General features: G+C 72.8%; 19 protein-coding genes. 12 read left to right on the forward strand and 7 right to left on the reverse strand.

All coding sequences use genetic code 11. The features are described from left to right. Positions 1-99: 99 nt before the first annotated feature. Entirely contained in the window at positions 100-1,278 is a 1,179-nt protein-coding gene (locus tag ACFYO8_RS11920) for a DNA recombination protein RmuC (protein ID WP_354864900.1), read from the reverse strand. Positions 1,279-1,332: 54 nt separating this feature from the next. Here ACFYO8_RS11920 and ACFYO8_RS11925 point away from each other — a divergent pair, with 54 nt between their 5' ends. Further along, positions 1,333-2,118 carry a hypothetical protein gene (locus tag ACFYO8_RS11925; protein ID WP_354864902.1) on the forward strand — a complete coding sequence of 262 codons (786 nt, stop codon included), beginning with the start codon at positions 1,333-1,335 and terminating at the stop codon, positions 2,116-2,118. Between the two features lie 122 nt (positions 2,119-2,240). Here ACFYO8_RS11925 and ppc read toward each other — a convergent pair whose 3' ends face one another. Then, positions 2,241-5,027 (reverse strand): phosphoenolpyruvate carboxylase, encoded by a 2,787-nt coding sequence (gene ppc, locus ACFYO8_RS11930; protein WP_354864904.1) that lies wholly within the window; start codon positions 5,025-5,027, stop codon positions 2,241-2,243. Between the two features lie 123 nt (positions 5,028-5,150). Continuing rightward, positions 5,151-5,357: a hypothetical protein gene (locus ACFYO8_RS11935; RefSeq protein WP_355047176.1), complete on the reverse strand. Its 207-nt coding sequence runs from the start codon at positions 5,355-5,357 to the stop codon at positions 5,151-5,153. An 84-nt stretch (positions 5,358-5,441) separates the two neighbouring features. Here ACFYO8_RS11935 and ACFYO8_RS11940 point away from each other — a divergent pair, with 84 nt between their 5' ends. After that, positions 5,442-6,482: a S66 peptidase family protein gene (locus tag ACFYO8_RS11940; protein WP_355047175.1), complete on the forward strand. Its 1,041-nt coding sequence runs from the start codon at positions 5,442-5,444 to the stop codon at positions 6,480-6,482. A gap of 198 nt (positions 6,483-6,680) precedes the next feature. Here the strand turns inward: ACFYO8_RS11940 and ACFYO8_RS11945 are convergent, their stop codons facing one another. Then, entirely contained in the window at positions 6,681-7,586 is a 906-nt protein-coding gene (locus tag ACFYO8_RS11945) for a cyclase family protein (RefSeq protein WP_355047174.1), read from the reverse strand. Positions 7,587-7,743: 157 nt separating this feature from the next. Here ACFYO8_RS11945 and mfd point away from each other — a divergent pair, with 157 nt between their 5' ends. From mfd to ACFYO8_RS11965, 4 genes are all read left to right on the forward strand, one after another. Then, positions 7,744-11,406 (forward strand): transcription-repair coupling factor, encoded by a 3,663-nt coding sequence (gene mfd / locus ACFYO8_RS11950; protein WP_355047173.1) that lies wholly within the window; start codon positions 7,744-7,746, stop codon positions 11,404-11,406. 47 nt (positions 11,407-11,453) lie between these two features. After that, a complete protein-coding gene (locus ACFYO8_RS11955) occupies positions 11,454-12,224 on the forward strand; it encodes a hypothetical protein (protein WP_354864914.1) in 771 nt (256 codons plus the stop codon). Beyond that, complete coding sequence (locus ACFYO8_RS11960; protein WP_355014903.1) at positions 12,221-13,195, forward strand: nucleoside triphosphate pyrophosphohydrolase; 975 nt, start codon at positions 12,221-12,223, stop codon at positions 13,193-13,195. Before ACFYO8_RS11955 ends, ACFYO8_RS11960 begins: the two co-directional genes overlap by 4 nt. Positions 13,196-13,307: 112 nt before the next feature. After that, positions 13,308-14,927: a DUF885 domain-containing protein gene (locus tag ACFYO8_RS11965; RefSeq protein ID WP_355014904.1), complete on the forward strand. Its 1,620-nt coding sequence runs from the start codon at positions 13,308-13,310 to the stop codon at positions 14,925-14,927. 48 nt (positions 14,928-14,975) lie between these two features. Here the strand turns inward: ACFYO8_RS11965 and ACFYO8_RS11970 are convergent, their stop codons facing one another. Then, entirely contained in the window at positions 14,976-15,806 is an 831-nt protein-coding gene (locus tag ACFYO8_RS11970; RefSeq protein ID WP_354864920.1) for an NUDIX domain-containing protein, read from the reverse strand. Next, positions 15,803-16,495, reverse strand: coding sequence for a hypothetical protein (locus tag ACFYO8_RS11975; RefSeq protein WP_354864922.1), 693 nt, complete (start codon positions 16,493-16,495; stop codon positions 15,803-15,805). Before ACFYO8_RS11975 ends, ACFYO8_RS11970 begins: the two co-directional genes overlap by 4 nt. A 212-nt stretch (positions 16,496-16,707) precedes the next feature. Between ACFYO8_RS11975 and eno the strand changes: the two genes are divergently transcribed. The 5 genes from eno to ACFYO8_RS12000 are packed head-to-tail and all read left to right on the forward strand — an operon-like array spanning position 16,708 to position 20,718. Continuing rightward, positions 16,708-17,991, forward strand: coding sequence for a phosphopyruvate hydratase (eno, locus tag ACFYO8_RS11980; RefSeq protein WP_354864924.1), 1,284 nt, complete (start codon positions 16,708-16,710; stop codon positions 17,989-17,991). A gap of 28 nt (positions 17,992-18,019) precedes the next feature. Continuing rightward, positions 18,020-18,655: a septum formation initiator family protein gene (locus ACFYO8_RS11985; RefSeq protein WP_354865282.1), complete on the forward strand. Its 636-nt coding sequence runs from the start codon at positions 18,020-18,022 to the stop codon at positions 18,653-18,655. Between the two features lie 22 nt (positions 18,656-18,677). Further along, positions 18,678-19,235 carry a DUF501 domain-containing protein gene (locus ACFYO8_RS11990; RefSeq protein ID WP_151011594.1) on the forward strand — a complete coding sequence of 186 codons (558 nt, stop codon included), beginning with the start codon at positions 18,678-18,680 and terminating at the stop codon, positions 19,233-19,235. A 1-nt stretch (position 19,236) separates the two neighbouring features. Then, a complete protein-coding gene (locus tag ACFYO8_RS11995) occupies positions 19,237-19,746 on the forward strand; it encodes an amino-acid N-acetyltransferase (RefSeq protein ID WP_354864926.1) in 510 nt (169 codons plus the stop codon). 42 nt (positions 19,747-19,788) lie between these two features. Further along, entirely contained in the window at positions 19,789-20,718 is a 930-nt protein-coding gene (locus ACFYO8_RS12000) for a Ppx/GppA phosphatase family protein (protein ID WP_355047185.1), read from the forward strand. Positions 20,719-20,820: 102 nt separating this feature from the next. Here ACFYO8_RS12000 and ACFYO8_RS12005 read toward each other — a convergent pair whose 3' ends face one another. Next, positions 20,821-21,009, reverse strand: a complete 189-nt coding sequence (locus ACFYO8_RS12005) for a hypothetical protein (RefSeq protein ID WP_176921700.1) — start codon at positions 21,007-21,009, stop codon at positions 20,821-20,823. A gap of 178 nt (positions 21,010-21,187) precedes the next feature. Between ACFYO8_RS12005 and ACFYO8_RS12010 the strand changes: the two genes are divergently transcribed. After that, positions 21,188-21,376: a hypothetical protein gene (locus ACFYO8_RS12010; RefSeq protein WP_355047172.1), complete on the forward strand. Its 189-nt coding sequence runs from the start codon at positions 21,188-21,190 to the stop codon at positions 21,374-21,376. Positions 21,377-21,383: the final 7 nt, after the last annotated feature.

Raw genomic sequence — 21,383 nt, forward strand, 5'->3', positions numbered from 1 at the left:
ACGGTGATCCTGCGTGTCACGACGGCAGGTGTCACTACCCGGCCCGGGTTTGTGATCACTCCGTGATGCGGATCGGCCTACGTCATCGCGTGCGTCGTGCTAAAGGTCGACGTTCGTCGACCTATCGGACGATGTGGACGGCATCTCGAGGAGCTCCGGCGCCTGCGGCTGCCTCGGCGCCAGCTCGACCTGCGCGGGTGTGGCCAGCTCGTCGTCGGAGACGCCCAGCTCGGCCAGCTTGCGGGCGCTGACGAGCACCCGCGCCTCCAGCGAGCCCACCGCCCTGTTGTACGCGGTCACCGCCCCGCTCAGCGAACTGCCGAGCTTGCCGACGTGGTCACCCAGTGTGGACAACCGCCCGTACAGCTCGCGGGCCAGCGAGTGGACGGTCGCGGCGTTGCGCGCCAGCGCCTCCTGCCGCCACGAGTAGGCCACTGTGCGCAGCAGCGCCACCAGCGTGGCCGGGGTGGCGAGCACCACGTCGCGGGCGAAGGCGTGCTCCAGCAGCGTGGGGTCGCGTTGCAGGGCCACGTCGAGGAACGGGTCGGCCGGCACGAACAACACCACGAAATCGGGCGTCTGGTCGAACGCCGACCAGTAGGACTTGGCGGCCAGGGCGTTCACGTGCGCGCGCAGGTGCCGGGCGTGCGCGTCCAGGTGGGTGTCGCGCCCGCGCTCGTCGCGCGCCTCCATCGCGGTGAGGTACGCGTCGAACGGCGCCTTCGCGTCCACCACCACCGTCCGGCCGCCGTGCAGCCGTACCACCAGGTCGGGGCGTACTCCCTGGTGGTCTGTCGCGGCGGTGACCTGCTCGCTGAAGTCGCAGTGCTCCAGCATGCCCGCGGCCTCGACGATCCGGCGGAGCTGGTGCTCGCCCCAGCGGCCCCGCACCTGCGGCGCGCGCAGCGCGGCGACCAGTTGTTTGGTCTCGGTGCGCAGCTCGCCGGAGACGGCGCTCATGGACCGCACCTGTTCGCGCAGCTCGGCGTACGCGTCGACCCGGTCCCGCTCCAGCTCGGCCACCCGCTGCTCGTAGCGGCGCAGCGTGTCGTGCAGCGGCGCGACCGCGCGGGCCACCGCCTCCTGGGACTGCGCGGTCGCCTCGTAGCTGAGCGCCCGCATGGACTGCTCCAGCCGCCCCTCGCCGGCCTTGGTGGCGGCGAGCGTCGCCTCCAGGCGGGCGATGTCCGCCGCCGCACGCGCCCGGGCGGCCAGCCAGCCCACCGCGCCGCCCGCGGCGAGGCAGAGCAGCACCACGGCCAGCGTCGCAAAGCTCATGGCCAAGAGCTTGCCAAACGGGTACGACGAGCGCCCGGTGGGTACGTTTGAGTCATGGAGTTCGCGTTGTGGCTGGTCCTGATCCTGCTGCTCGGAGGTGCGTTCGTGTTCTGGAGACGGGGGAGCAGGTCGCGGCGGGCGAACGAGCTGGCCGACGCCCGCGCCGAGGCGCAGCGCTGGTACGAGCGGCTCGGCGGCCAGCTCATGAACCTGCACGGCGACGCCCCGGCGGTCCGGCAGGCGCTCGCCGACGCCGGTGAGCGGTACAACGCTGCCGGTTCACAGCTGGAGCAGGCGAGCACGCCGCGCCAGTTCGGGCTGGCCCGGGAGACCGCGCTGGAAGGGCTGGCGTACATCCGGGCGGCGCGGACCGCGATGGGCATCGACCCGGGCCCGGAGCTGCCGCCGCTGGCCTCCGCCCAGGGCGCCGGCGCGCTCACCAAGGAACGCCAGGTCGACGTGCAGGGGCAGACGTTCCGGGCCGGCCCGCAGCCGGGGAACGCGACGCCCTACTACTACCCCGGTGGGCGGTTCCAGGGGCGGCCGGTTCCGGCCGGCTGGTACTCCACGCCGTGGTGGAAGACCGCGCTCGGCGCGGGTGTCGGCGTGGTCGGCGGCATGCTGATCGCGGACGCGCTGTTCTCGCCCGCGTTCGCCGATCCCGGCTACGACGCCGGCTACCAGGAGGGCTTCGGCGACGGCCAGGACTTCGGCGACCAGGGCGGCGACGCGGGCGGTGGCGACATGGGCGGCGGTGGCGACTACGCCGGAGGCGACTTCGGCGGCGGCGGCGACTTCGGTGGCTTCGGCGGCGGCGACTTCGGCGGCGGCGACTTCTAGCCGACGCCGCCGCGCCTCGGACGCCGCGCCTCGGACGCGCTGCTGGCGGCGCGCTCGGCGCACGCGTTAAGAAGGGCCCCCTCTTATGCACGAGGCGTTAAGAGGGGGCCCTTCCTTACAGATCAGCCCGTGTTGCGCATGCCGGCGGCGATGCCGTTGACGGTGGTCAGCAGCGCCCGCTCCAGGGCCGTACCGTCGTTCGGGGCGCGTCGCCCACCCGGCGCGGTCGCCACCGCCCGCCCGGCCGCGCCGGACTCGCGGTACTGCCGCAGCAACGCCACCTGCAGGTGGTGCAGCGGCTCCAGGTAGGTGTCCCGCACGGCGAGCGTGCGCTGGAGCACCGGGGAGTTGTCGAGCAGCGCCGGTGACGCGGTGACCGCCAGCACCTCCTGCTTGGTCAGCTCGTACTCCTGCTCGATCTTGTCGAAGATCGGGTGCAGCTTCTTCGGCACCAGCGTCTCCACGTACCGTCGGGCGATCGTCAGGTCGGTCTTGGTCAGCATCATCTCGACGTTCGACAGGAACGTGCGGAAGAAGTGCCAGTTGCGGTTCATCTCGGCGAGCACGTCGGCCAGTCCGGCCCTCCGCGCGGCGGCCAGCCCGGAGCCCACGCCGAACCAGCCCGGCACGATCTGCCGGGTCTGCGTCCAGCCGAACACCCACGGGATGGCCCGCAGGCCGGACAGGCCGGCGCCGGTGTTCGGGCGCTTCGCCGGCCGGGAGCCGATGTTGAGCGCGCCGAGCAACTCGGTCGGGGTGGAGGCCCAGAAGTACGCGGGCAGGTCCGGGTCCTCGACCAGCGACCGGTACGACCGGAACGCCGACTCCGACACCACGTCCATGGCCGCGTCCCAGCGCTCCAGCATCTCGGCCGGCTGCCGGGGCGCGGTGTGCAGCAGCGTGGCCTGGAGCACCGCGGCCACCGTCAGTTCCAGGTTCTCCCGGGCCAGCGCCGGCAGCGTGTACTTGTCGGAGATGACCTCGCCCTGCTCGGTCACCTTGATCGCGCCGTCCAGCGTGCCGTACGGCTGGGCCAGGATCGCGTCGTGCGTGGGGCCGCCGCCCCGGCCGACGGTGCCGCCCCGGCCGTGGAACAACCGCAGGTGCACGCCGTGCCGCGCGGCCACGTCCCGCAGCGCGCGCTGCGCCCGGTGGATCGACCACTGGCTGGTGGTGATGCCCGCCTCCTTGTTGGAGTCGGAGTAGCCGAGCATCACCTCCTGCACATCGCCCCGCGCCGCCACCAGCGCCCGGTACGCGGGCAGCGACAGCAGCTCGTCCAGCAGCTCGCCACCGGCGTTCAGCTCGGCCGGGGTCTCCAGCAGCGGCACGATGCCGATGCGGGCACGCCCGGAGTGCACGTCCACCAGGCCGGCCTCGCGGGCCAGCACCACTGCGGCGAGCACGTCGTCCACGCCGAGCGTCATCGAGATGATGTACGACTCGATGACCTCGGGGCCGAACCGGTCCTGTGCCTCGCGGATCGCCGCGAACACGTCGAACGTCTTGCGGGCCGACTCGGTGAGCGGGCTGTCCTGGGTGGAGAGCGGACGGCGGCCGGTGAGCTCGTCGGCGAGCAGCTTGGTGCGCTCCAGCCGGGACAACGCCGGGTAGTCGGGCACCTCGCCGACGGCCTCGTAGAGCTGGGTCAGCACCTCGTGGTGCTTCTCGGCGTGCTCCCGGATGTCCATGGTGGCCAGGTGCAGGCCGAACGCGGACACCGTACGGATGGTCGAGGCCAGCCGCCCCACGGCGGTGAGCTGACCGGAGTTTCGGGCCAGCGACGCGCGCAGCAGCTCCAGGTCGGCGATCAGCTCGGCCGAGCCCCGGTAGTCGCGTCCCGGTACGTGCGGGGTGTCGGCGCGCAGCCGCTCGCGCGTGTTGGCGAGCTTCGCCTTCACGCACCGCGCCTTGAGCCGGTACGGCTCCTCCGCGTTCACCCGGCGGAACCGGGGCGCCACCTCGGGCAGCGCGTCCAGGTCCTTGGCCAGGCTGGCGGACAGGTCCAGCGACACCGCGCGCAGCCGCCGGGAGACGCTGACCTCGGTGATCAGCTCGTCCATCGCCTTCTCGGTGGCGGCGATGCCGTGCTCGTGCTGGATGCGCAGCACCTCGCGGGTGACCACCGGCGTGACGAACGGGTTGCCGTCGCGGTCGCCGCCGATCCAGGTGCCGAAGCTCAGCGGGCGGGACGTCGGCGACGTCTCCACGCCGAGCGTGCGCAGCGTGTCGGCGAGGTCGTCGAGGACCTGGGGCGCGGCCTCGGCGTACAGGTCCCGCAGGTAGTAGATGGCGTTGCGCGCCTCGTCGGTCGGGTCCGGCCGGTCCAGCCGCAGCTCGTCGGTCTGCCACATGAGATCGAGCAGTTCGGCCAGGCGGCGGTTCGCCGGGCCCTCGTCGCTGGCGCCGTAGAGGATCGCGTTAGCGGTCTCGGTGTCCAGCTCGTCGGCGACCGCGCGCAGCTTGGACAGGATGGACCGGCGGGCCGCCTCGGTCGGGTGGGCGGTGAAGACCGGGCGTACGGCAAGCCGCCGGGCCGCCGCGGCGATCTCCTCGGCCGGTACGCCCCGCTCGGCGATCATCTTGGCCGCCTGGTCCAGCCAGCCGCCGTGCGTGGCGCGGCGACGGCGCAGGTCCCGGGCGCGGTGCACCTGCTCGGTGATGTTCGCCAGGTGGAAGTAGGTGGAGAAGGCACGGGCCAGCTTCGTGCCGGTGGTGACGTCGAGCCCGGCGAGGCGCTGGGCCGCGGCCGGCGCGTCGGAGCGGACCTGGGCGCGGATCTCCTCGACCAGGTCGAGCAGCGGACGGCCCTCCTGGCGGGCCAGGGTCTGCCCGAGCAGCGTGCCGAGGCGGCGGATGTCGGCCCGGAGAGCGGCGTCGGGGCCGTCGTGGTCGTGCTGGTCGGTCACGGTTGCGCTCCTTACGCGAGGACGAAGGACAGCGCTGTCCGACTCCTCTGGATCGTATCCGCGTACCCCCGGTGGACAGGAGGGGGACGGCGTGATGATCTGCACTCTGGGACGGCCCGCCGGTCAGCCCCGGTCGACGGCGTACCGACCCGGCTCCGGGCGCGGCCGGGCGTGGAACCTGGTCGCGGTGAGCAGCCCGGCCAGGCCGGTGGCCACCCAGATCAGCAGGCCGGTCAGCGCCCAGCCGCCGCCGCGCCAGTCGAAGTAGATGGCCGATTTGAACAGGTCGGTGTCGGTGCGGGCGCTACGCAGCTCCGGCTCGTCCTCCACGCGCTCAGCCTATTGCGGCCATATGCCCGGCTCGTGGGCTTTCGTCGAGCGAAAACCGCTGGCCCGGGCCGATAGCGTCGGGGCATGCAGGCGCCCATCTATCCCCCCAAACCGAAGCCGGGCGACCGCGTCGCGGTCGTCTCACCCTCCGCCGGCCTGCCGGGTCTCTTCCCCCACGTGTACGAGCTGGGGCTGCGCCGGCTCCGCGACGAGCTGGGGCTGGAACCGGTGGAGTACCCGACCACCCGCGTCATGGGCGCCGACCCGCGCGACCGGGCACGTGACCTGACGGCCGCGGTCGCCGACCCGACGATCACCGCCGTGCTGGCCACCGTCGGCGGGGACGACCTGATCACCGTCACCCCGCACCTGAACGACGACGTGCTGCGGGCCAACCCGAAGCCCTACTTCGGCTACTCGGACAACACCAACGTGCTCAACCACCTGTACCGGCTGGGCGTGGTCGGCTACCACGGCGGGTCCGTGCTGGTGCACCTCGGGCGCTCCGGCAAGCCGCACCCGCTCACGCTCGACTCGCTGCGCGCCGCGCTGTTCACCTCCGGCTGGTACGAGCTGACCCCCGCCTCCGAGTGGGGCGACGAGCCGAGCGACTGGCGCGACCCGGCCACGCTCGCCGAGGAGCCGCCGATGTACCCGTCCGAGGGCTGGCGCTGGCACGGCCCGGCCCGGGTCGTGCAGGGCCGCACGTGGGGCGGCTGCCTGGAGATCGTGCACTGGCTGATGGCCACCGGCCGGATTCCGTCGGCCGCCGAACTGGCCGGGTCGGTGCTGGTGCTGGAGACGTCCAACGAGCTGCCGCCCGCGCAGGAGGTCTTCCGGATCGTGCGGAACATGGGCGAGCGCGGTCTGCTCGCCGCCGTCCCGGCGATCGTGGTGGGCCGCCCGAAGGCGTGGGACTTCGACCGGCCGCACACCGTCGCGGAGCGCATGGCGTGGGCCGCCGACCAGCGGGCGGCGATCCTGCGGGCGCTCGTCCCCTACACCGACGACCCGGTGGTGGTCTTCGACGTCGACCTGGGCCACACCGACCCGCAGCTGATCATCCCGTACGGCGGCGAGATCCGCGTCGACGCGATCGAGCGCCGCATCGCCGTGCGCTACTGAGCCCGCCGCTCGCCGGCTCGGTGGAACGGCATGGGTGTCTACGTCCCCGTTTGACGCCCATGCCGTTCCACTCACGCATCGAAGTGCCGGTCAGTGGAACGCCATGGGTGTCCCGGGCCCGTCTTGGCACCCATGGCGTTCCACTCGTTGCTGGCGGCGGTCGGGTGGGCGGAGAGATCTACTGCGCCTCGGCGAGGATCACACGACGGCGAAGGCGCGGACCGGGAACGTGCCCATGCCGGCCACCCGCGGCGGGGCGGCGGTGAACCGGAAACCGCTCGGTGGCAGCTCCTCCAGGCCGGTCAGGTGCTCGACGATCGGCACCCCGGCGGCCAGCAGGCCGGTGTGCGCCGGGCGCTGACCGGCCGCCGCCGGGGTCATGTCGTCGATGTTGATCGAGTCGATGCCGACCAGCGCCGCGCCCGCCGACGCCAGCCACCGCGCGCCGTCGCCGGTCAGGTAGGGCGCGTCCGGTCCGGCGTACCCGTCGGTGCCGAAGTGCGCGTCCCAGCCGGTGTGCAGCAGCACCGCGCACCCGGCCACGTCGTACGGGGCGAGCAGCAGCCGGTCCACCGCCCGCGTACCGGCCGGCACGCGTACCACCAGGCCGGGCAGGTCGGCGAGGCGGTCCAGCGGCACCCCGGTGAGGTCCGGCCCGTCGGCGAAGCGGTGCGACGGCGTGTCCACGTACGTGCCGGTGTTGGCGATCATGTCGATCCGACCGACCTGGAACTCGACCCCCGGCGCGTACCGCCCCCGGGACGCCTCCCGGGTCAGCCACTCGCTGATCGCCGGGCCGGGCCAACCAGGCAGCGTGACCATGCCGTCGGTGACCACGTGGCTCAACTCGACCAGCCGCCGCCCGCCGCCGGTGGCCGCTGCGGTCACCCCGCGTCCGCCCTTGTGCGGCTCCTCGACGACGGTCCGGTTGGTGATCCGTACCTCGCCGACCATGAGCAGCCCGAGGTGCCGGACCAGCAGCGCGGCCACCTCGTCGTCTGTGACATCCGGGTGCGGCACGTCCAGCCGGAACCCGTCCGTGCGCAGGCCACCACCGTTTGCGAAGTCCACCTCGGCGTCGAAGACCGCCCGATACTCGACCATCCGCCCACCGCATCACGTGCCGTGGCGCAGCGTCAAGATCCGCAAGCCGGGCGGCCCCGGAACGTCGGGGGAGGGGGATAGGCTCGAACCGTGCACCCCCCGTCCGGCTGGACGCGGGGTCGTCGTCGTGTGTCGAAGCCGCTGGAAGTGATCACTGATGCTCACCGGACTCTTCTCCGCCGCCCTGGCCGACCCGGGGCTGGCCCGGGCGCGTGACCTGGCGCGCTCCGGTGCCGCGCAGGTCGACGGGCTCGACCTGACCGCCCCGGCCGCGCTGCGCCCGTTCGCGGTGGCCGCGGTCGCCGCCGACGAACCGGCCGGCGGCGCGGGCCGCCCGGTGCTCGCGGTCACCGCCACCACCCGTGAGGCCGACGACCTGGCCTCCGCGCTGGGCAGCCTGCTGCCGCCGGAGCAGGTGGCGGTCTTCCCGTCCTGGGAGACGCTGCCGCACGAGCGGCTGTCGCCCCGCTCCGACACGGTCGGGCGGCGCCTTGCCGTGCTGCGCCGACTCGCCCACCCGGACGCCGCCGACGCGTACGGCCGCACCGGGCCGCTGCGAGTGGTCGTCGCGCCGGTCCGCTCGCTGCTCCAGCCACAGCTCAAGGGCCTCGGCGACCTGGAGCCGTTGCGGCTCGCCGCAGGCGACGAGGCCGATCTGGAGGAGGTCGCCCGCCGGCTCACCGACATGGCGTACGCCCGGGTCGACCTGGTCACCAAGCGCGGCGAGTTCGCCGTACGCGGCGGCATCCTGGACATCTTCCCGCCCACCGACGAGCACCCGTCCCGGGTCGAGTTCTGGGGCGACGAGGTGGAGGAGATCCGCACGTTCGCGGTCGCCGACCAGCGCACCATCGAAGGCGTCGCGCTGCTCTGGGCGCCGCCGTGCCGGGAGCTGCTGCTGACCCCGGCGGTGCGGGAGCGGGCTGCCGCGCTCGCCGCCGAGCACCCCGAACTGGCCGAGATCCTGGACAAGCTGGCCGAGGGCATCCCGGTCGAGGGCATGGAGTCGCTGGCCCCGGCGCTGATCGGCGCGGACGCGCTGGAACTCCTCGTGGACTGCATGCCGGCCGGCACCCACGTACTCCTCTGCGACCCGGAGCGCATCCGCACCCGCGCGCACGACCTGGTCCGTACCTCGGAGGAGTTCCTTCAGGCCAGCTGGGCCGCGGCCGCCGTCGGCGGCCAGGCCCCGGTCGACCTCGGCGCCGCCGCCTTCAAGACCTTGGCCGAGGTACGCGCGGCGGCCCGGGCCCTGCGCCAGCCCTGGTGGACGCTCGCCCCGTTCGGCCTGGTCGAGGCGGACGCGGCACCGGCCCGGCAGCCCTGGGAGGACGAGCCGGCCGCTGTCGACGTCACGCCCGACGACGCCATCGCGGTGAGCCTGGCCGCCCAGCCGGCCCCGCTCTACCACGGCGAGACCGCCCGGGTGGTCGACGACCTGTTGCGCTGGGCCGGCGAGGGCTGGTCGATCGCGCTCGTGTTCGAGGGGCACGGCCCCGCCCAGCGGGCCGTCGAGGTGCTGCGCGACGCCGGTCTCGGCGCCCGGCTCACCGAGGAGGTGCCGACCGCGCCCGCGCCGGGTGAGCTGCTGGTGTCCTGCGGCTGCCTGACCGCCGGGTTCGTCGACGAGGCGTCGAAGTTCGTGCTGCTCACCGGCAACGACGTCACCGGCGGCCGGGGCACGTCCACCCGCGACATGCGCAAGATGCCCAGCCGGCGGCGCAACACCATCGACCCTCTGGAGCTGAAGGCCGGCGACTTCGTGGTGCACGAGCAGCACGGCATCGGCCGGTACGTCGAGCTGGTGCAGCGCACCGTCAACGGCGCGAGCCGCGAATACCTGGTCATCGAGTACGCGCCGAGCAAGCGCGGCCAGCCCGGCGACCGTCTCTTCGTCCCCACCGACCAGCTCGATCAGCTCTCCCGCTACGTCGGCGGCGAGCAGCCCACGCTGCACAAGATGGGCGGCTCGGACTGGCAGAAGTCCAAGGCACGGGCCCGCAAGGCGGTACGCGAGATCGCCGCGCAGCTCATCCAGCTCTACGCGGCGCGCAAGGCGTCCAAGGGGCACAATTTCGGCCCCGACACCCCGTGGCAGCGGGAGCTGGAGGACGCGTTCCCCTGGCAGGAGACGCCCGACCAGCTGGCCGCCATCGAGGAGGTCAAGCGGGACATGGAACAGACCGTCCCGATGGACCGGCTGATCTGCGGCGACGTCGGCTACGGCAAGACCGAGATCGCGGTACGGGCGGCGTTCAAGGCGGTGCAGGACGGCAAGCAGGTGGCCGTGCTGGTGCCGACCACGCTGCTGGTGCAGCAGCACTACAACACGTTCGCCGAGCGGATGAGCCAGTTCCCGGTGTCGATCCGGCAGTTGTCCCGGTTCCAGACGCCGAAGGAGACCGAGCAGACGCTGGAGATGGCCGCTGCCGGCACCGTGGACATCGTCATCGGCACCCACCGGCTGCTCCAGGCGTCCACCCGGTTCAAGTCGCTCGGACTGGTGATCATCGACGAGGAGCAGCGGTTCGGCGTCGAGCACAAGGAGCACCTGAAGACGCTGCGCGCCTCGGTCGACGTGCTCGCCATGTCGGCCACCCCGATCCCGCGCACACTGGAGATGGCGATCACCGGCATCCGGGAGATGTCCACCATCGCCACCCCGCCGGAGGAGCGGCACCCGGTGCTCACGTTCGTCGGCGCGTACGACGACCGGCAGGTGGCCGCGTCCATCCACCGTGAGCTGCTGCGCGACGGTCAGGTCTTCTACCTGCACAACCGGGTCGAGTCGATCGAGAAGACGGCCCGCAAGCTGCGGGAGCTGGTGCCGGAGGCCCGGGTCGCGGTGGCGCACGGCCAGATGGGCGAGGACGCGCTGGAGAAGGTGATGGTCGGCTTCTGGGAGAAGGAGTTCGACGTCCTGGTCTGCACCACCATCGTCGAGTCCGGCATCGACATCCCGAACGCCAACACGCTCATCGTGGAGCGGGCCGACCTGCTCGGCCTGGCCCAGCTGCACCAGATCCGCGGCCGGGTCGGCCGGGGCCGGGAGCGTGCGTACGCCTACTTCCTCTACCCGCCGGAGAAGCCGCTCACCGAGAACGCACACGAGCGGCTGGCCACCATCGCCCAGCACACCGAACTCGGTGCGGGCATGTACGTGGCGATGAAGGACCTGGAGATCCGGGGCGCCGGCAACCTGCTCGGCGGCGAGCAGTCCGGCCACATCGAGGGCGTCGGCTTCGACCTCTACGTCCGGATGGTCGGCGAGGCGGTGTCCGCCTTCAAGGGCGAGAGCACCGAGGAGGAGACGGAGGTCAAGGTCGACCTGCCGATCGACGCGCACCTCCCGCACGACTACGTGGCGGTGGAGCGGCTGCGCCTGGAGATGTACCGCAAGCTCGCCGAGGCGCGAGACTCCGAACGGCTGCGCGAGGTGGTCGCCGAGATGACCGACCGGTACGGCGAGCCGCCCGCGCCGGTGCAGAACCTGGTCGCGGTGGCGCGGTTCCGGCTGCTGGCCCGCCGCTACGGGCTGACCGACGTGTCGATGCAGGGCAAGCACATCCGGTTCGGCCCGTTGCCGCTGCCCGACTCGAAGCAGATGCGGCTCAAGCGCTACCACCCGGACTCGGTCTACAAGCAGGCGCTCGACCAGGTCAGCGTGCCCCGGCCGAGCACCCGGCGGATCGGCGGCGAGCCGCTGCGCGACCAGGCGCTGCTGGAGTGGTGCGGGCAGCTCCTGGCAGACGTCCTCGGCAAGCCCGAGGAGCTGGCCGGTTCTGCCAGCCCCGCAGGTTCCGTGGCGGGTGCGGGATGAGGTGGGTGGAGTCACAGGCCGGTACGGGGCGTGAGAGAGTGACCCTCATGCGTGCTCGCCGTTCCCTCGTCGCCGTCAGCGTCGCGGTCCTCGCCGCGCTCTCTCTCGCCGCCTGTGGCCGTTCCGCCCCGGACGTCGCCGCATACGTCGGCGACAACCGGTACTCGGTCGACCGGGTCGACGCGATCTACGAGGACGCGCAACGGCAGTACGCGGACGCCGTCCGTAGCCAGTCGCCGCAGACGCCGTCGCCGGCGGAGCTGCGGTCTCCGGTGACCCGGCAGGACGTGCTGAACCTGCTGGTCGCGATCGACCTGGGCAAGCGCGTGGCGGCCGAGAAGGGTCTCCAGGTCGCCGACCAGATCTCCCCGGAGCAGCTCCAGCAGGAGCTGCGCATGCCGGCGACCACCGAGTACACGAAGCTGTGGGGCGAGTGGGTCGACCTCTCCGGCACGCTCCAGCAGAGCCTGCCCCCGGCCGACCTCAGCGACGAGTCCCTGATGGCCGTCTACCAAGCCATCGAGAAGGCCGGGGCGATCCAGCCGGGCCTGAGCGTCGACCAGGTTCGTCAGGCGTTCGGCGAGGCCGGGTTCGTGCGCACCGCCACCGCCCTCAGCAACGCGCTTCAGCAGCAGGCCGAGAAGACGGACGTCCGCGTCAACCCCCGGTTCGGCGTGACCGGCGTGCCGTCGCTCGTGAACACCGGCCAGTCGTTCGTCTTCTACTCCCTGCCGTACGTCAACCAGGACGGCCCGGTCACCGACATCTCGACGCCGGAGGCGCCGGCCTCCGGTTCGCCGGCTCCCGGAGCCGCATGACCGCGCGCATCATCCTGCTCGTCACCTCGCCCCGGCTGCCCGCCGGACTGCTGACCTCGGCCGCCTGGGACGCCGTACGCTCCGCTCCGGTCCTCGCCGGCGGGGAGAGCGAGCTGACCCGGGCCGTCCGGATGGCCGGCGCCGAGGTGAACGTCGTGACCGAGGGTGCGACCCAGGCACTGCTCGACGCCGCGGCGGCGCACGGTGGGGCGGTGTGGCTGGCCGGCCCGACCGGCGACGAGAGACTGGCCCGTGAACTCGGCCTGAGGCTGGCCCGCGAGCCCGGCCTGGCCGAACTGGAGCTGATGTACGGCTCGTGGGATCCGCCCGGCGCCCGGCTGCTCGACGCGGTCGAGGTGATGGACCGGCTGGCCTCGCCAGGCGGCGACCCGTGGAAGCGGGCACAGACCCACCGCACCCTGGCCGGTTTCCTGCTGGAGGAGTGCTACGAGGCGTACGACGCGATCAGCGCCGACGACACCGATGCGCTCCGCGAGGAACTGGGCGACGTGCTGCTCCAGGTGCTGCTGCACGCCCGGCTGGCGGAGGACCTGCCGGAGGGCAAGAGCTGGACCGTCGACGACGTGGCGGGCACTCTGGTCGACAAGATGGTGCGGCGCAACCCGCACGTCTTCTCCGGTGAGCCGGCCGGCTCGATCGAGGAGATCGAGGCGAACTGGGAGCGGATCAAGCGGGCCGAGAAGACCCGCGAATCGGTGCTCGACGGCATCGCGCTGAGCCAGCCGGCGCTCTCGCTGGCCGCGAAGATCCTGGACCGGGCCGGCCGGGTCGGCCTGGCCGTACCGCCCCCGCTGGCCGAGTCGCAGGTGGACCCGGAGGCCCGGCTCGGCGCGAGCCTGCTGGCCGCCGTCGCCGCCGCCCGGCAGGCCGGCATCGATCCCGAGGCCGCCCTGCGGCGGGCCGCCCTGGCGTACGCCGAAGCCGTCCGAGCCGCCGAGCGCCCCACCTGACCAGCCCTCGCGATCTTGCAGTTGCGGCCCCGAAGGTGTCGCAAATGTCCCGTCCGACTGGGCGCAAAGTGCAAGATCGCCGATAACGTCCGCCCGCCGGTAGGGTCGAGGGATGGAGTCGTTCGTACCGCTGGCGGAGCGGATCGTGGAGGCGTTGCTGGAGAGCCGGCCCGGGCTGGCGACCTCCGCCGGGGACCACCGCTACGACGACCGGCTGCCAAACCTCTCCGCCGACGCCCTCGCCGCCGACCAGGCGATGCTCAAGGACGCCGCCGACGCGCTCGCGGAGATCGACCCGGACGCGCTCGACCCGGCGGAGGGCGTCGACCACGCGCTGCTCACCAGTCTCGTCGACAGGGGCCTGTTCGAGGCCACCGAGATCCGCAGCCACGAGTGGGATCCGCTGCGCCACAACCCGGGGCCGCTGCTGCACGCCCTGCTGGCCCGTCCCTTCGCCCCGGCCGAGGAGCGCCTGACCAGTCTCGTCGGGCGTCTGTCGGCCGTACCCGATGCGCTGTCGACAGCGCGCGCGACGCTGCGGGACATGCCGCGGGTCCACGCGGAGACGGCGGTCGGGCAGTTCACCGGTACGGCGGCGCTGATCCGCGACGAGGTGCCCGGGCTGCTGGCCGAGGCACCGGCGCTGCGTGAGCGGGTCGGCGCGGCGGCCACCGCGGCGATCGCCGCGCTGGAGGAGTTCGTGGCCTGGCTGCGGCAGGGCTTGGCCGCCGACGCCGGCCCGGGGCGTGATCCGCGGCTGGGCCGGCGGCGGTGGGAGGCGCGGCTGTGGCACACACTCGACACCGAGCTGAGCGCCGCCGAGGTGCAGCGCCGCGCCTGGGCCAACCTCGACCGGGTCACCGAGGAGATCCGCGCGGCGTCGGTCGAGTTGGTCGGTGGTCCCGCCGACGACGAGACGGTACGCCGCGCGCTGGACCTGCTGGCCGCCGAGCACCCGGACGACGCCACGATCGTCGACCTGGCCTCGGTGACGCTCGACGAGGCGAGTGACTTCGTCCGCCACCACGACCTGGTCAGCATGGTCGGCGACCCGTGCGTCATCCAGGAGATGCCGGAGTTCGCGCGCGGCGTGGCGGTGGCCTACTGCGACTCGCCGGGCCCGCTGGAGACGGCCGACGTGCCGACGTTCTACTGCATCTCGCCCACCCCGGCGGACTGGCCGGCGCAGCGGGTCGAGTCGTTCTACCGGGAATACAACGACCACATGATCCGCAACCTGACCGTGCACGAGGCGATGCCCGGTCACTTCCTCCAGCTCGCGCACGCCCGCCGGTACGACGGTCCGACCCGGGTGCGCGCGCTCACCGAGTCGGGCGTGTTCATCGAGGGCTGGGCGGTCTACGCCGAGGAGCTGATGGCAGGGCTCGGCTTCGGCGGGCTGCCGGTGCGGTTGCAGCAGCTCAAGATGCAGCTCCGGATGACCATCAACGCGTTGCTCGACCAGCTCGTGCACTGCGACGACCTGCCCGAGTCCGAGGCGATGGCGCTGATGACCGGGCGTGGCTTCCAGGAGGAGGGCGAGGCGTCCGGCAAGTGGCGGCGGGCGCTGCTCACCTCGACGCAGCTCTCCACATACTTCGTCGGCTACAGCGAGATGGCCGGCATCGCCGCCGCGCGGCCGGACGACATGCCGCTGCGCGACTGGCACGACGCCATGCTGGCGCACGACTGCCCGCCGCCGCGCCACCTGCGGACGCTGCTGGGGGTGTGACGGCCACCGCTCCGGCGGCCACCGCTCCGGCGGCAACCCGGCCGGCGGTCACGAACCGGCGGCGACCGCGTCGATCAGCCAGCGTGACAGCGAGTACGCGGGCGGCAGCTCGGCGGGCAGCGCGTCGACCGGGAACCAGCGCGCCTCGGTCAGCTCGGTGCCGTCGGCGGCCGGTTCGGCGGCCGGGTCGGTCACCTCGGCGGTGAAACCGGCGAGCAGCGTGCCCGGCCCGGACAGCGCCCACGGCTGGCTGTCCACGTAGGCCGGTCGCCGAAGTGTCAAGCCGACCTCCTCGGCGACCTCGCGGTGTACCGCCGCCTCCAGCGACTCGCCTGCCTCGACGAACCCGGCCACGAGCGCCCACAGCTGCGTCGGCCCGTGCGCGTGGCGGACCAGCAGCAGTTCGTCGGCGCCATGGGCGGGGCCGGGGCGGGTGACAGCGGTCAGCACCGCGACGGACAGCGGCACGAACACGGTCAGCCCGCACTCCGGGCAGCGCCGGGCGATCTCGCCCGGCACGTCGGCCAGCTCGGCCCGGCACGCGCCGCACCACCTGTGCGTACGCCGCCAGGTGACCACGGCGAGCGCCCGCCCGGCAAGGTCCGCCTGCGGTGCGGGTAGCTCGGCGGCGAGGCCACGCCAGCTGCGCCACCGGCCGGGCAGCGACTCCGGATCGGTCACCTCGGCGGCCCAGGCCGGTACGCCGTCGAGCGTGCCGACCGGTGTCCAGGCGAGGTCGCCGGGCAGCGCGCCGACCCGTAGCGGCTGCGCGTCGTCGGGGCCGGTCAGCAGCTTCCGGCCGGCGACCGGCAACGCCAGGTCGTGCGGCTGCGGCTGCCGCCCGTGGTCGGCGACGGGCCGGAACCCGGACGGGGTCACGACGTGGCGGGGCGGCGGTCCACCACACCGGCGCCGGCCGGCACGGCGAACGCGGCGGCCTCGACGCTCTCGGTGTAGCGGCTCAGCGTCACCTCGGCGGGCTTGCCGTCGAGCGTGCCGGAGAAGCTCCCCAGCACGCCCTCGGTCGTCACGCAGGCGCTGAAGCGCTCCCCGTCGTGGGTGACGTCGACGCAGGTGGCGTGGCGTCCGGCGAGCGTGGTGTCGCTCTGCTCGATGACCGCCTGCGGATCGAGCGCCGCCTCGGTGAGCAGCCGGATCACCGCAGGCGGCGTGACCAGGCCCTCCTTGCGCGCCTCGTCGTAGACGACCACCGACGGCTTGCCGGCGGTGAGCACCGGGGGTGTGACGGTGCAGGAGGTGCGGGCGGCGGTGCTCGCGCACCGGGTCACCGACTCCTGCGTCACCGTGATCTTGCCGCCCGGCCAGGTGTACGTGGAGCGCAGCGGCTTCTTGGTCTGCGCGATCGAGGCGGTCCGGCCGCCGTCGATCTGGTAGTCGGCGGCCCAGGTCTGCTCCAGCGCCCGGTCCATCCGCGCGGCGAGGTCGTTTACCAGGTCGGAGCGGCCGAGCGCGACGTTCGCGTCGTCCAGGGCCTGGCAGCCGGTGACCGAGAGCGACGCGATGACCGAGGCGGCGAGCACGCGGAGAGTCGTCGTGGCGGCAGGCATGATGCCCAGCCTTGTCGATCGGCGCAACGTATCGCAAACCGGTTGCCGGTTGACGACCGGTAATCCGGGAATGTCCGTCTCAGCAGGCGCCCCGGGGGCCGCCCCGAGCGGCGTGCGGCGGGGCGGGGACCGATACGCTGCGTTCAACACCTGCCTCAGCCGCACCGTCGCGGCCCATACGGACCGGAACCACACAAACGAGGAGCGACTCAGTGGCAACCATCGAGGGAATCGTCGCCCGGGAGATCCTGGACTCGCGGGGCAACCCGACGGTCGAGGTCGAGGTCGGGCTCGACGACGGCACGATCGCCCGTGCCGCGGTGCCGTCCGGCGCCTCCACCGGCGCCTTCGAGGCGGTCGAGCTGCGCGACGGTGACAAGGATCGTTACCTGGGCAAGGGTGTCGAGAAGGCGGTCGCCAACATCGAGGACCGGATCGTCGACCAGCTCATCGGCTACGAGGCCAGTGAGCAGCGGCTGATCGACCAGAAGATGATCGACATCGACGGCTCGGACAACAAGGGCGAGCTGGGCGCGAACGCCATCCTCGGCGTCTCCCTGGCCGTGGCCAAGGCCGCCGCCGGCAGCGCCGAGCTGAGCCTGTTCCGCTACCTGGGCGGCCCGAACGCGCACCTGCTCCCGGTGCCGATGATGAACATCCTCAACGGTGGCGCGCACGCGGACTCGAACGTCGACGTCCAGGAGTTCATGATCGCGCCGATCGGCGCGCCGACGTTCCGGGACGCGCTGCGCTCGGGCGCCGAGGTCTACCACGCGCTGAAGTCGGTGCTGAAGAAGAAGGACCTGTCGACCGGCCTGGGTGACGAGGGCGGCTTCGCCCCGAACCTGCCCACCAACGCCGCCGCGCTGGACCTGATCGCCGAGGCGGTGGAGAAGGCCGGCTACCGGCTCGGCACCGACATCGTCTTCGCGCTCGACGTGGCCGCCACGGAGTTCTTCGACAACGGCACCTACACGTTCGAGGGCAGCGCCAAGAGCGCCGAGGAGATGAGCAACTACTACACGAAGCTCGCCGGTGACTACCCGATCGTGTCGATCGAGGACCCGCTGGCCGAGGACGACTGGAGCGGCTGGGCCACCCTCACCGCCGCGCTCGGCGACCGCATCCAGATCGTCGGCGACGACCTGTTCGTGACCAACCCGCAGCGCATCGCCCGGGGCATCGCCGAGCGGGCCGCCAACGCGGTGCTGGTCAAGGTGAACCAGATCGGCTCGCTCACCGAGACGCTCGACGCCGTCGACCTGGCCCACCGGGCCGGCTTCAAGTGCATGATGAGCCACCGTTCCGGCGAGACCGAGGACACCACGATCGCCGACCTGGCCGTCGCCACCGGCTGCGGGCAGATCAAGACCGGCGCGCCGGCCCGCTCGGACCGGGTGGCCAAGTACAACCAGCTCCTGCGGATCGAGGAGGAGCTGGCCGACGCGGCGCGGTACGCCGGCGCGGGCGCCTTCCCGCGCTACCGTTCGGCCTGAGCGAGCGCTCCGGGGGAGGGGTGTGACGATGCAGCAGCGCCGCACACCGGGTGGCCAGCGGCCCGCCCGCCGGCCGGGTCAGCCGGGCCGGGCGGGCGGGGCCCGGGTCCGGTCCACGGCACGCGACAACGGCGTCCGCGCGGAGGCGCGCGCCGCCGGCCGGTCACCCGGCGCGTCCCGTGCCACCGACGGCGTACGCCCCGCGAGCCGCCCCGCCGCGGCCCGGCGCACCGCCGCCGGTGGTCCGGTCAAGCGGCTCACCGCACCCCAACCCCGGCGCTTCACCGGGCGTGCCACAGTGCTCTTCGCGGTGCTGATCGCGCTCGCGCTGGCGTACACCTATCCGGTCCGGGTCTACCTGGACCAGCAGGCCGACATCGAGCGGATGGAGGCGGCGCAGGACTCCCAGCGGGCCGAGATCGAGCGGCTCACCGCCGAGGCGGCCAAGTGGAAGGACCCGGAGTACGTCAAGACGCAGGCCCGGGAACGGTTCTTCATGGGCAAGCCGGGCGAGACGCTGCTCGTGGTGCTCTCCGACCCGGAGGGCGCCGCGAAGGACGCCGGCAAGGACGTCAAGCCGGGGGCGCCGAAACCGCCCGAGCCCTGGTACGACACCCTCTGGTCGAGTGTGCAGGCGGCGAACGCCGATCGCGGGGACAAGTGAGCACCACACGAAAGGCACAACCTTGAACGTCGTACCACCGCAGGAGCCGGCGGCGGACTCCGTACCCCCGCCGGAGCGCCAGCCGGCCACCGAGGCCGACCTGGCCGCGGTGGCCGCGCAGCTCGGACGCCCGCCGCGCGGCACCCGGGCGGTGGCCCACAGGTGCCCGTGCGGCCTGCCCGACGTGGTGGAGACGACGCCCCGGCTGGCCGACGGCACGCCGTTCCCGACGCTGTTCTACCTGACCTGCCCGCGTGCCACGGCGGCGTGCAGCCGGCTGGAGTCGGCCGGGCTGATGAAGGAGATGGCCGAGCGGCTCGCCGAGGATCCGGAGCTGGCGGCGCGGTACCGGGCGGCGCACGAGGACTACCTGACCCGCCGGGAGGCGATCGGCGAGGTGCCGGAGATCGCCGGCATCTCGGCCGGTGGCATGCCGGGGCGGGTGAAGTGCCTGCACGTGCACCTCGGGCACGCGCTCGCCGCCGGGCCGGGGGTCAACCCGTTCGGCGACGAGACGCTGGCGCTGGTGGAGAAGTGGTGGGCGGCCGGCCCCTGCGTGGACGTGCCCGCGGTCCAGTGAGATGAGCGCCGACGAGATCACGGTCCGCCGGGCCCGCACCACGGACGTGCGCGGGATCCGGCGGCTGGTGGACACCTACACCGACGATCGTCGGCTGCTCAGCAAGGCCACGGTGACGCTGTACGAGGACGTGCAGGAGTTCCGGGTCGCGGTGACGCCGGACGGCACAGTGGTCGGCTGCGGCGCGCTGCACGTGATGTGGGAGGACCTGGCCGAGATCCGGACGGTGGCCGTCGACCCGTCCTGCCGGGGCCACCGGATCGGGCACCGGATCGTCGGTGAGCTGATCGACTCGGCGCGCGAGCTGGGCATCGCCCGGATCTTCGTGCTCACGTTCGAGACTGGATTCTTCGGCTCGTTCGGCTTCCGCGAGATCGACGGCGCCCCCGTCCCGCAGCCCGTCTACGAGCAGCTGCTGCGCTCGTACGACGAGGGCGTCGCCGAGTTCCTGGACCTGGAACGGGTCAAGCCCAACACCCTCGGCAACACCCGTATGCTGCTGCGCCTCTGACCGGGCGCGGGCTGCCGTAGGGTGGGCGCCGTGAGTGCGCGTGTGGCCGCCATCGACTGCGGGACCAACTCGATCCGACTGCTGATCGCCGATCTGCCGGACCCGTCGGCGGGGGAGGCGGCGCCGCTGCGCGACGTCAGCCGGCGGATGGAGATCGTCCGGCTGGGGCAGGGCGTCGACCAGACCGGCATGCTCGCCCCGGAGGCCATCGAGCGGACCCGGGTGGCGCTCGCCGGCTACGCGGCCGAGATCGAGAAGTCCGGCGCCGAGCGGGTACGCATGTGCGCCACCTCGGCCTCCCGCGACGCCTCGAACGCCGCCGACTTCCGGACCATGGTCGAGCGCACGCTCGGTGTACCGCCCGAGGTGGTGACCGGCGACGAGGAGGCGCGGCTGTCGTTCACCGGCGCGGTGCGCGGCCTGCCCGCCGACGCCGAGCCGCCGTACCTGGTGGTCGACATCGGCGGCGGCTCGACCGAGTTCGTCGTCGGCACCCGCGCCGAGGGCGTGCGCGGCGCGATCTCGGTGGACATCGGCTGCGTCCGGATGACCGAACGGCACCTGCACGGCGACCCGCCCGGCGCGGCCGAGATCGCCGCCGCCGAGGCCGACATCGCGGCGGCCGTCGACCGGGCGCTCGCCGCCGTGCCCGGCCGCGAGGCCGCCACGCTGGTCGGGCTCGCCGGTTCGGTCACCACGGTGGTCGCCCTGGCCGAAGGGCTCCGGGAGTACGACCCGAGCCGCATCCACCACGCCCGCATCTCGTACGAGCAGGTGACCGAGGTGACCGCCGACCTGCTCGGCAAGAGCAGTGAGCAGCGGCTGGCGTACCCGGTGATGCACCCCGGGCGGGCCGACGTGATCGGCGCGGGCGCGCTGGTGCTGCGGATCATCATGGAGCGGGCCGGTATGCGGTCGGTGGTCGCCTCCGAGCACGACATCCTCGACGGCATCGCCTGGAGCCTCGCCTAGCCCTCGTCCCCGCTGCCTCCTCAGGCGTGATCAAGGAGTTTGTGTCCTGTCGGGGCGCCTGTGAGGACGCCTACTCCTTGGTCGACGAGGAGGGGCCGGGCCTTAGTCCGTCGCCAGGTCGGGGCGGTGTTCCCTGATCCACTTCTCGACGTCCGACTTCCGCCAGACCTTGCCCATCGCCAGTACGGCGATCGGCTCCGGGAAGTTCCGCTGATTGGCGATCACTGACGCGCGTTGGCGCGACACGTTACCGAGCATCGCCCGGATCTCCGACACGCCTACCAGCTCCACGCGTTGACGATGGCAGCGTCGGCGTCGCCACACAGCGACAACTACGGAGACTATTGACGTAGACAACAAGAGGCGACACGATCGAGGGGTGAGCGTGCGGAACTGTTCTCCCGTACCCGATCGCGGTCGCCGGGTCGTGCGGCCGCACGTGCCCATGCGGCCGTTGTGGTTGTGCCGGGTGTGCGCGGCCCCCTGGCCGTGTCAGCCGGCCCGCCTGTTGCTGCTGCTGGACTACCGGCGTGACCGCGTCGCGCTGTCGATCCACATGGCGGGCTGCCTGTTCGACGCCACCGCCGACCTGCTTCGCACCAACCCGAATCCGGCCGACCTGTTCGACCGTTTCATCGGGTGGACCGCCCGTCAGTAGGTGTTGT

The organism is Micromonospora sp. NPDC005257 (genome assembly GCF_042872445.1).
Classification (GTDB): domain Bacteria; phylum Actinomycetota; class Actinomycetes; order Mycobacteriales; family Micromonosporaceae; genus Micromonospora.

Bases quoted from the DNA above. Each gene is read 5' to 3' on its own strand.
- mfd (WP_355047173.1), top strand. From the start codon at position 7,744: ATGCTCACCGGACTCTTCTCCGCCGCCCTGGCCGACCCGGGGCTGGCC.
- ACFYO8_RS11960 (WP_355014903.1), top strand. From the start codon at position 12,221: ATGACCGCGCGCATCATCCTGCTCGTCACCTCGCCCCGGCTGCCCGCC.
- ACFYO8_RS11955 (WP_354864914.1), top strand. From the start codon at position 11,454: ATGCGTGCTCGCCGTTCCCTCGTCGCCGTCAGCGTCGCGGTCCTCGCC.
- ACFYO8_RS11940 (WP_355047175.1), top strand. From the start codon at position 5,442: ATGCAGGCGCCCATCTATCCCCCCAAACCGAAGCCGGGCGACCGCGTC.
- ACFYO8_RS11975 (WP_354864922.1), bottom strand. From the start codon at position 16,495: ATGCCTGCCGCCACGACGACTCTCCGCGTGCTCGCCGCCTCGGTCATC.
- ACFYO8_RS11920 (WP_354864900.1), bottom strand. From the start codon at position 1,278: ATGAGCTTTGCGACGCTGGCCGTGGTGCTGCTCTGCCTCGCCGCGGGC.
- ACFYO8_RS11965 (WP_355014904.1), top strand. From the start codon at position 13,308: ATGGAGTCGTTCGTACCGCTGGCGGAGCGGATCGTGGAGGCGTTGCTG.
- ACFYO8_RS11995 (WP_354864926.1), top strand. From the start codon at position 19,237: ATGAGCGCCGACGAGATCACGGTCCGCCGGGCCCGCACCACGGACGTG.
- ACFYO8_RS11985 (WP_354865282.1), top strand. From the start codon at position 18,020: ATGCAGCAGCGCCGCACACCGGGTGGCCAGCGGCCCGCCCGCCGGCCG.
- ACFYO8_RS11945 (WP_355047174.1), bottom strand. From the start codon at position 7,586: ATGGTCGAGTATCGGGCGGTCTTCGACGCCGAGGTGGACTTCGCAAAC.
- ACFYO8_RS11925 (WP_354864902.1), top strand. From the start codon at position 1,333: ATGGAGTTCGCGTTGTGGCTGGTCCTGATCCTGCTGCTCGGAGGTGCG.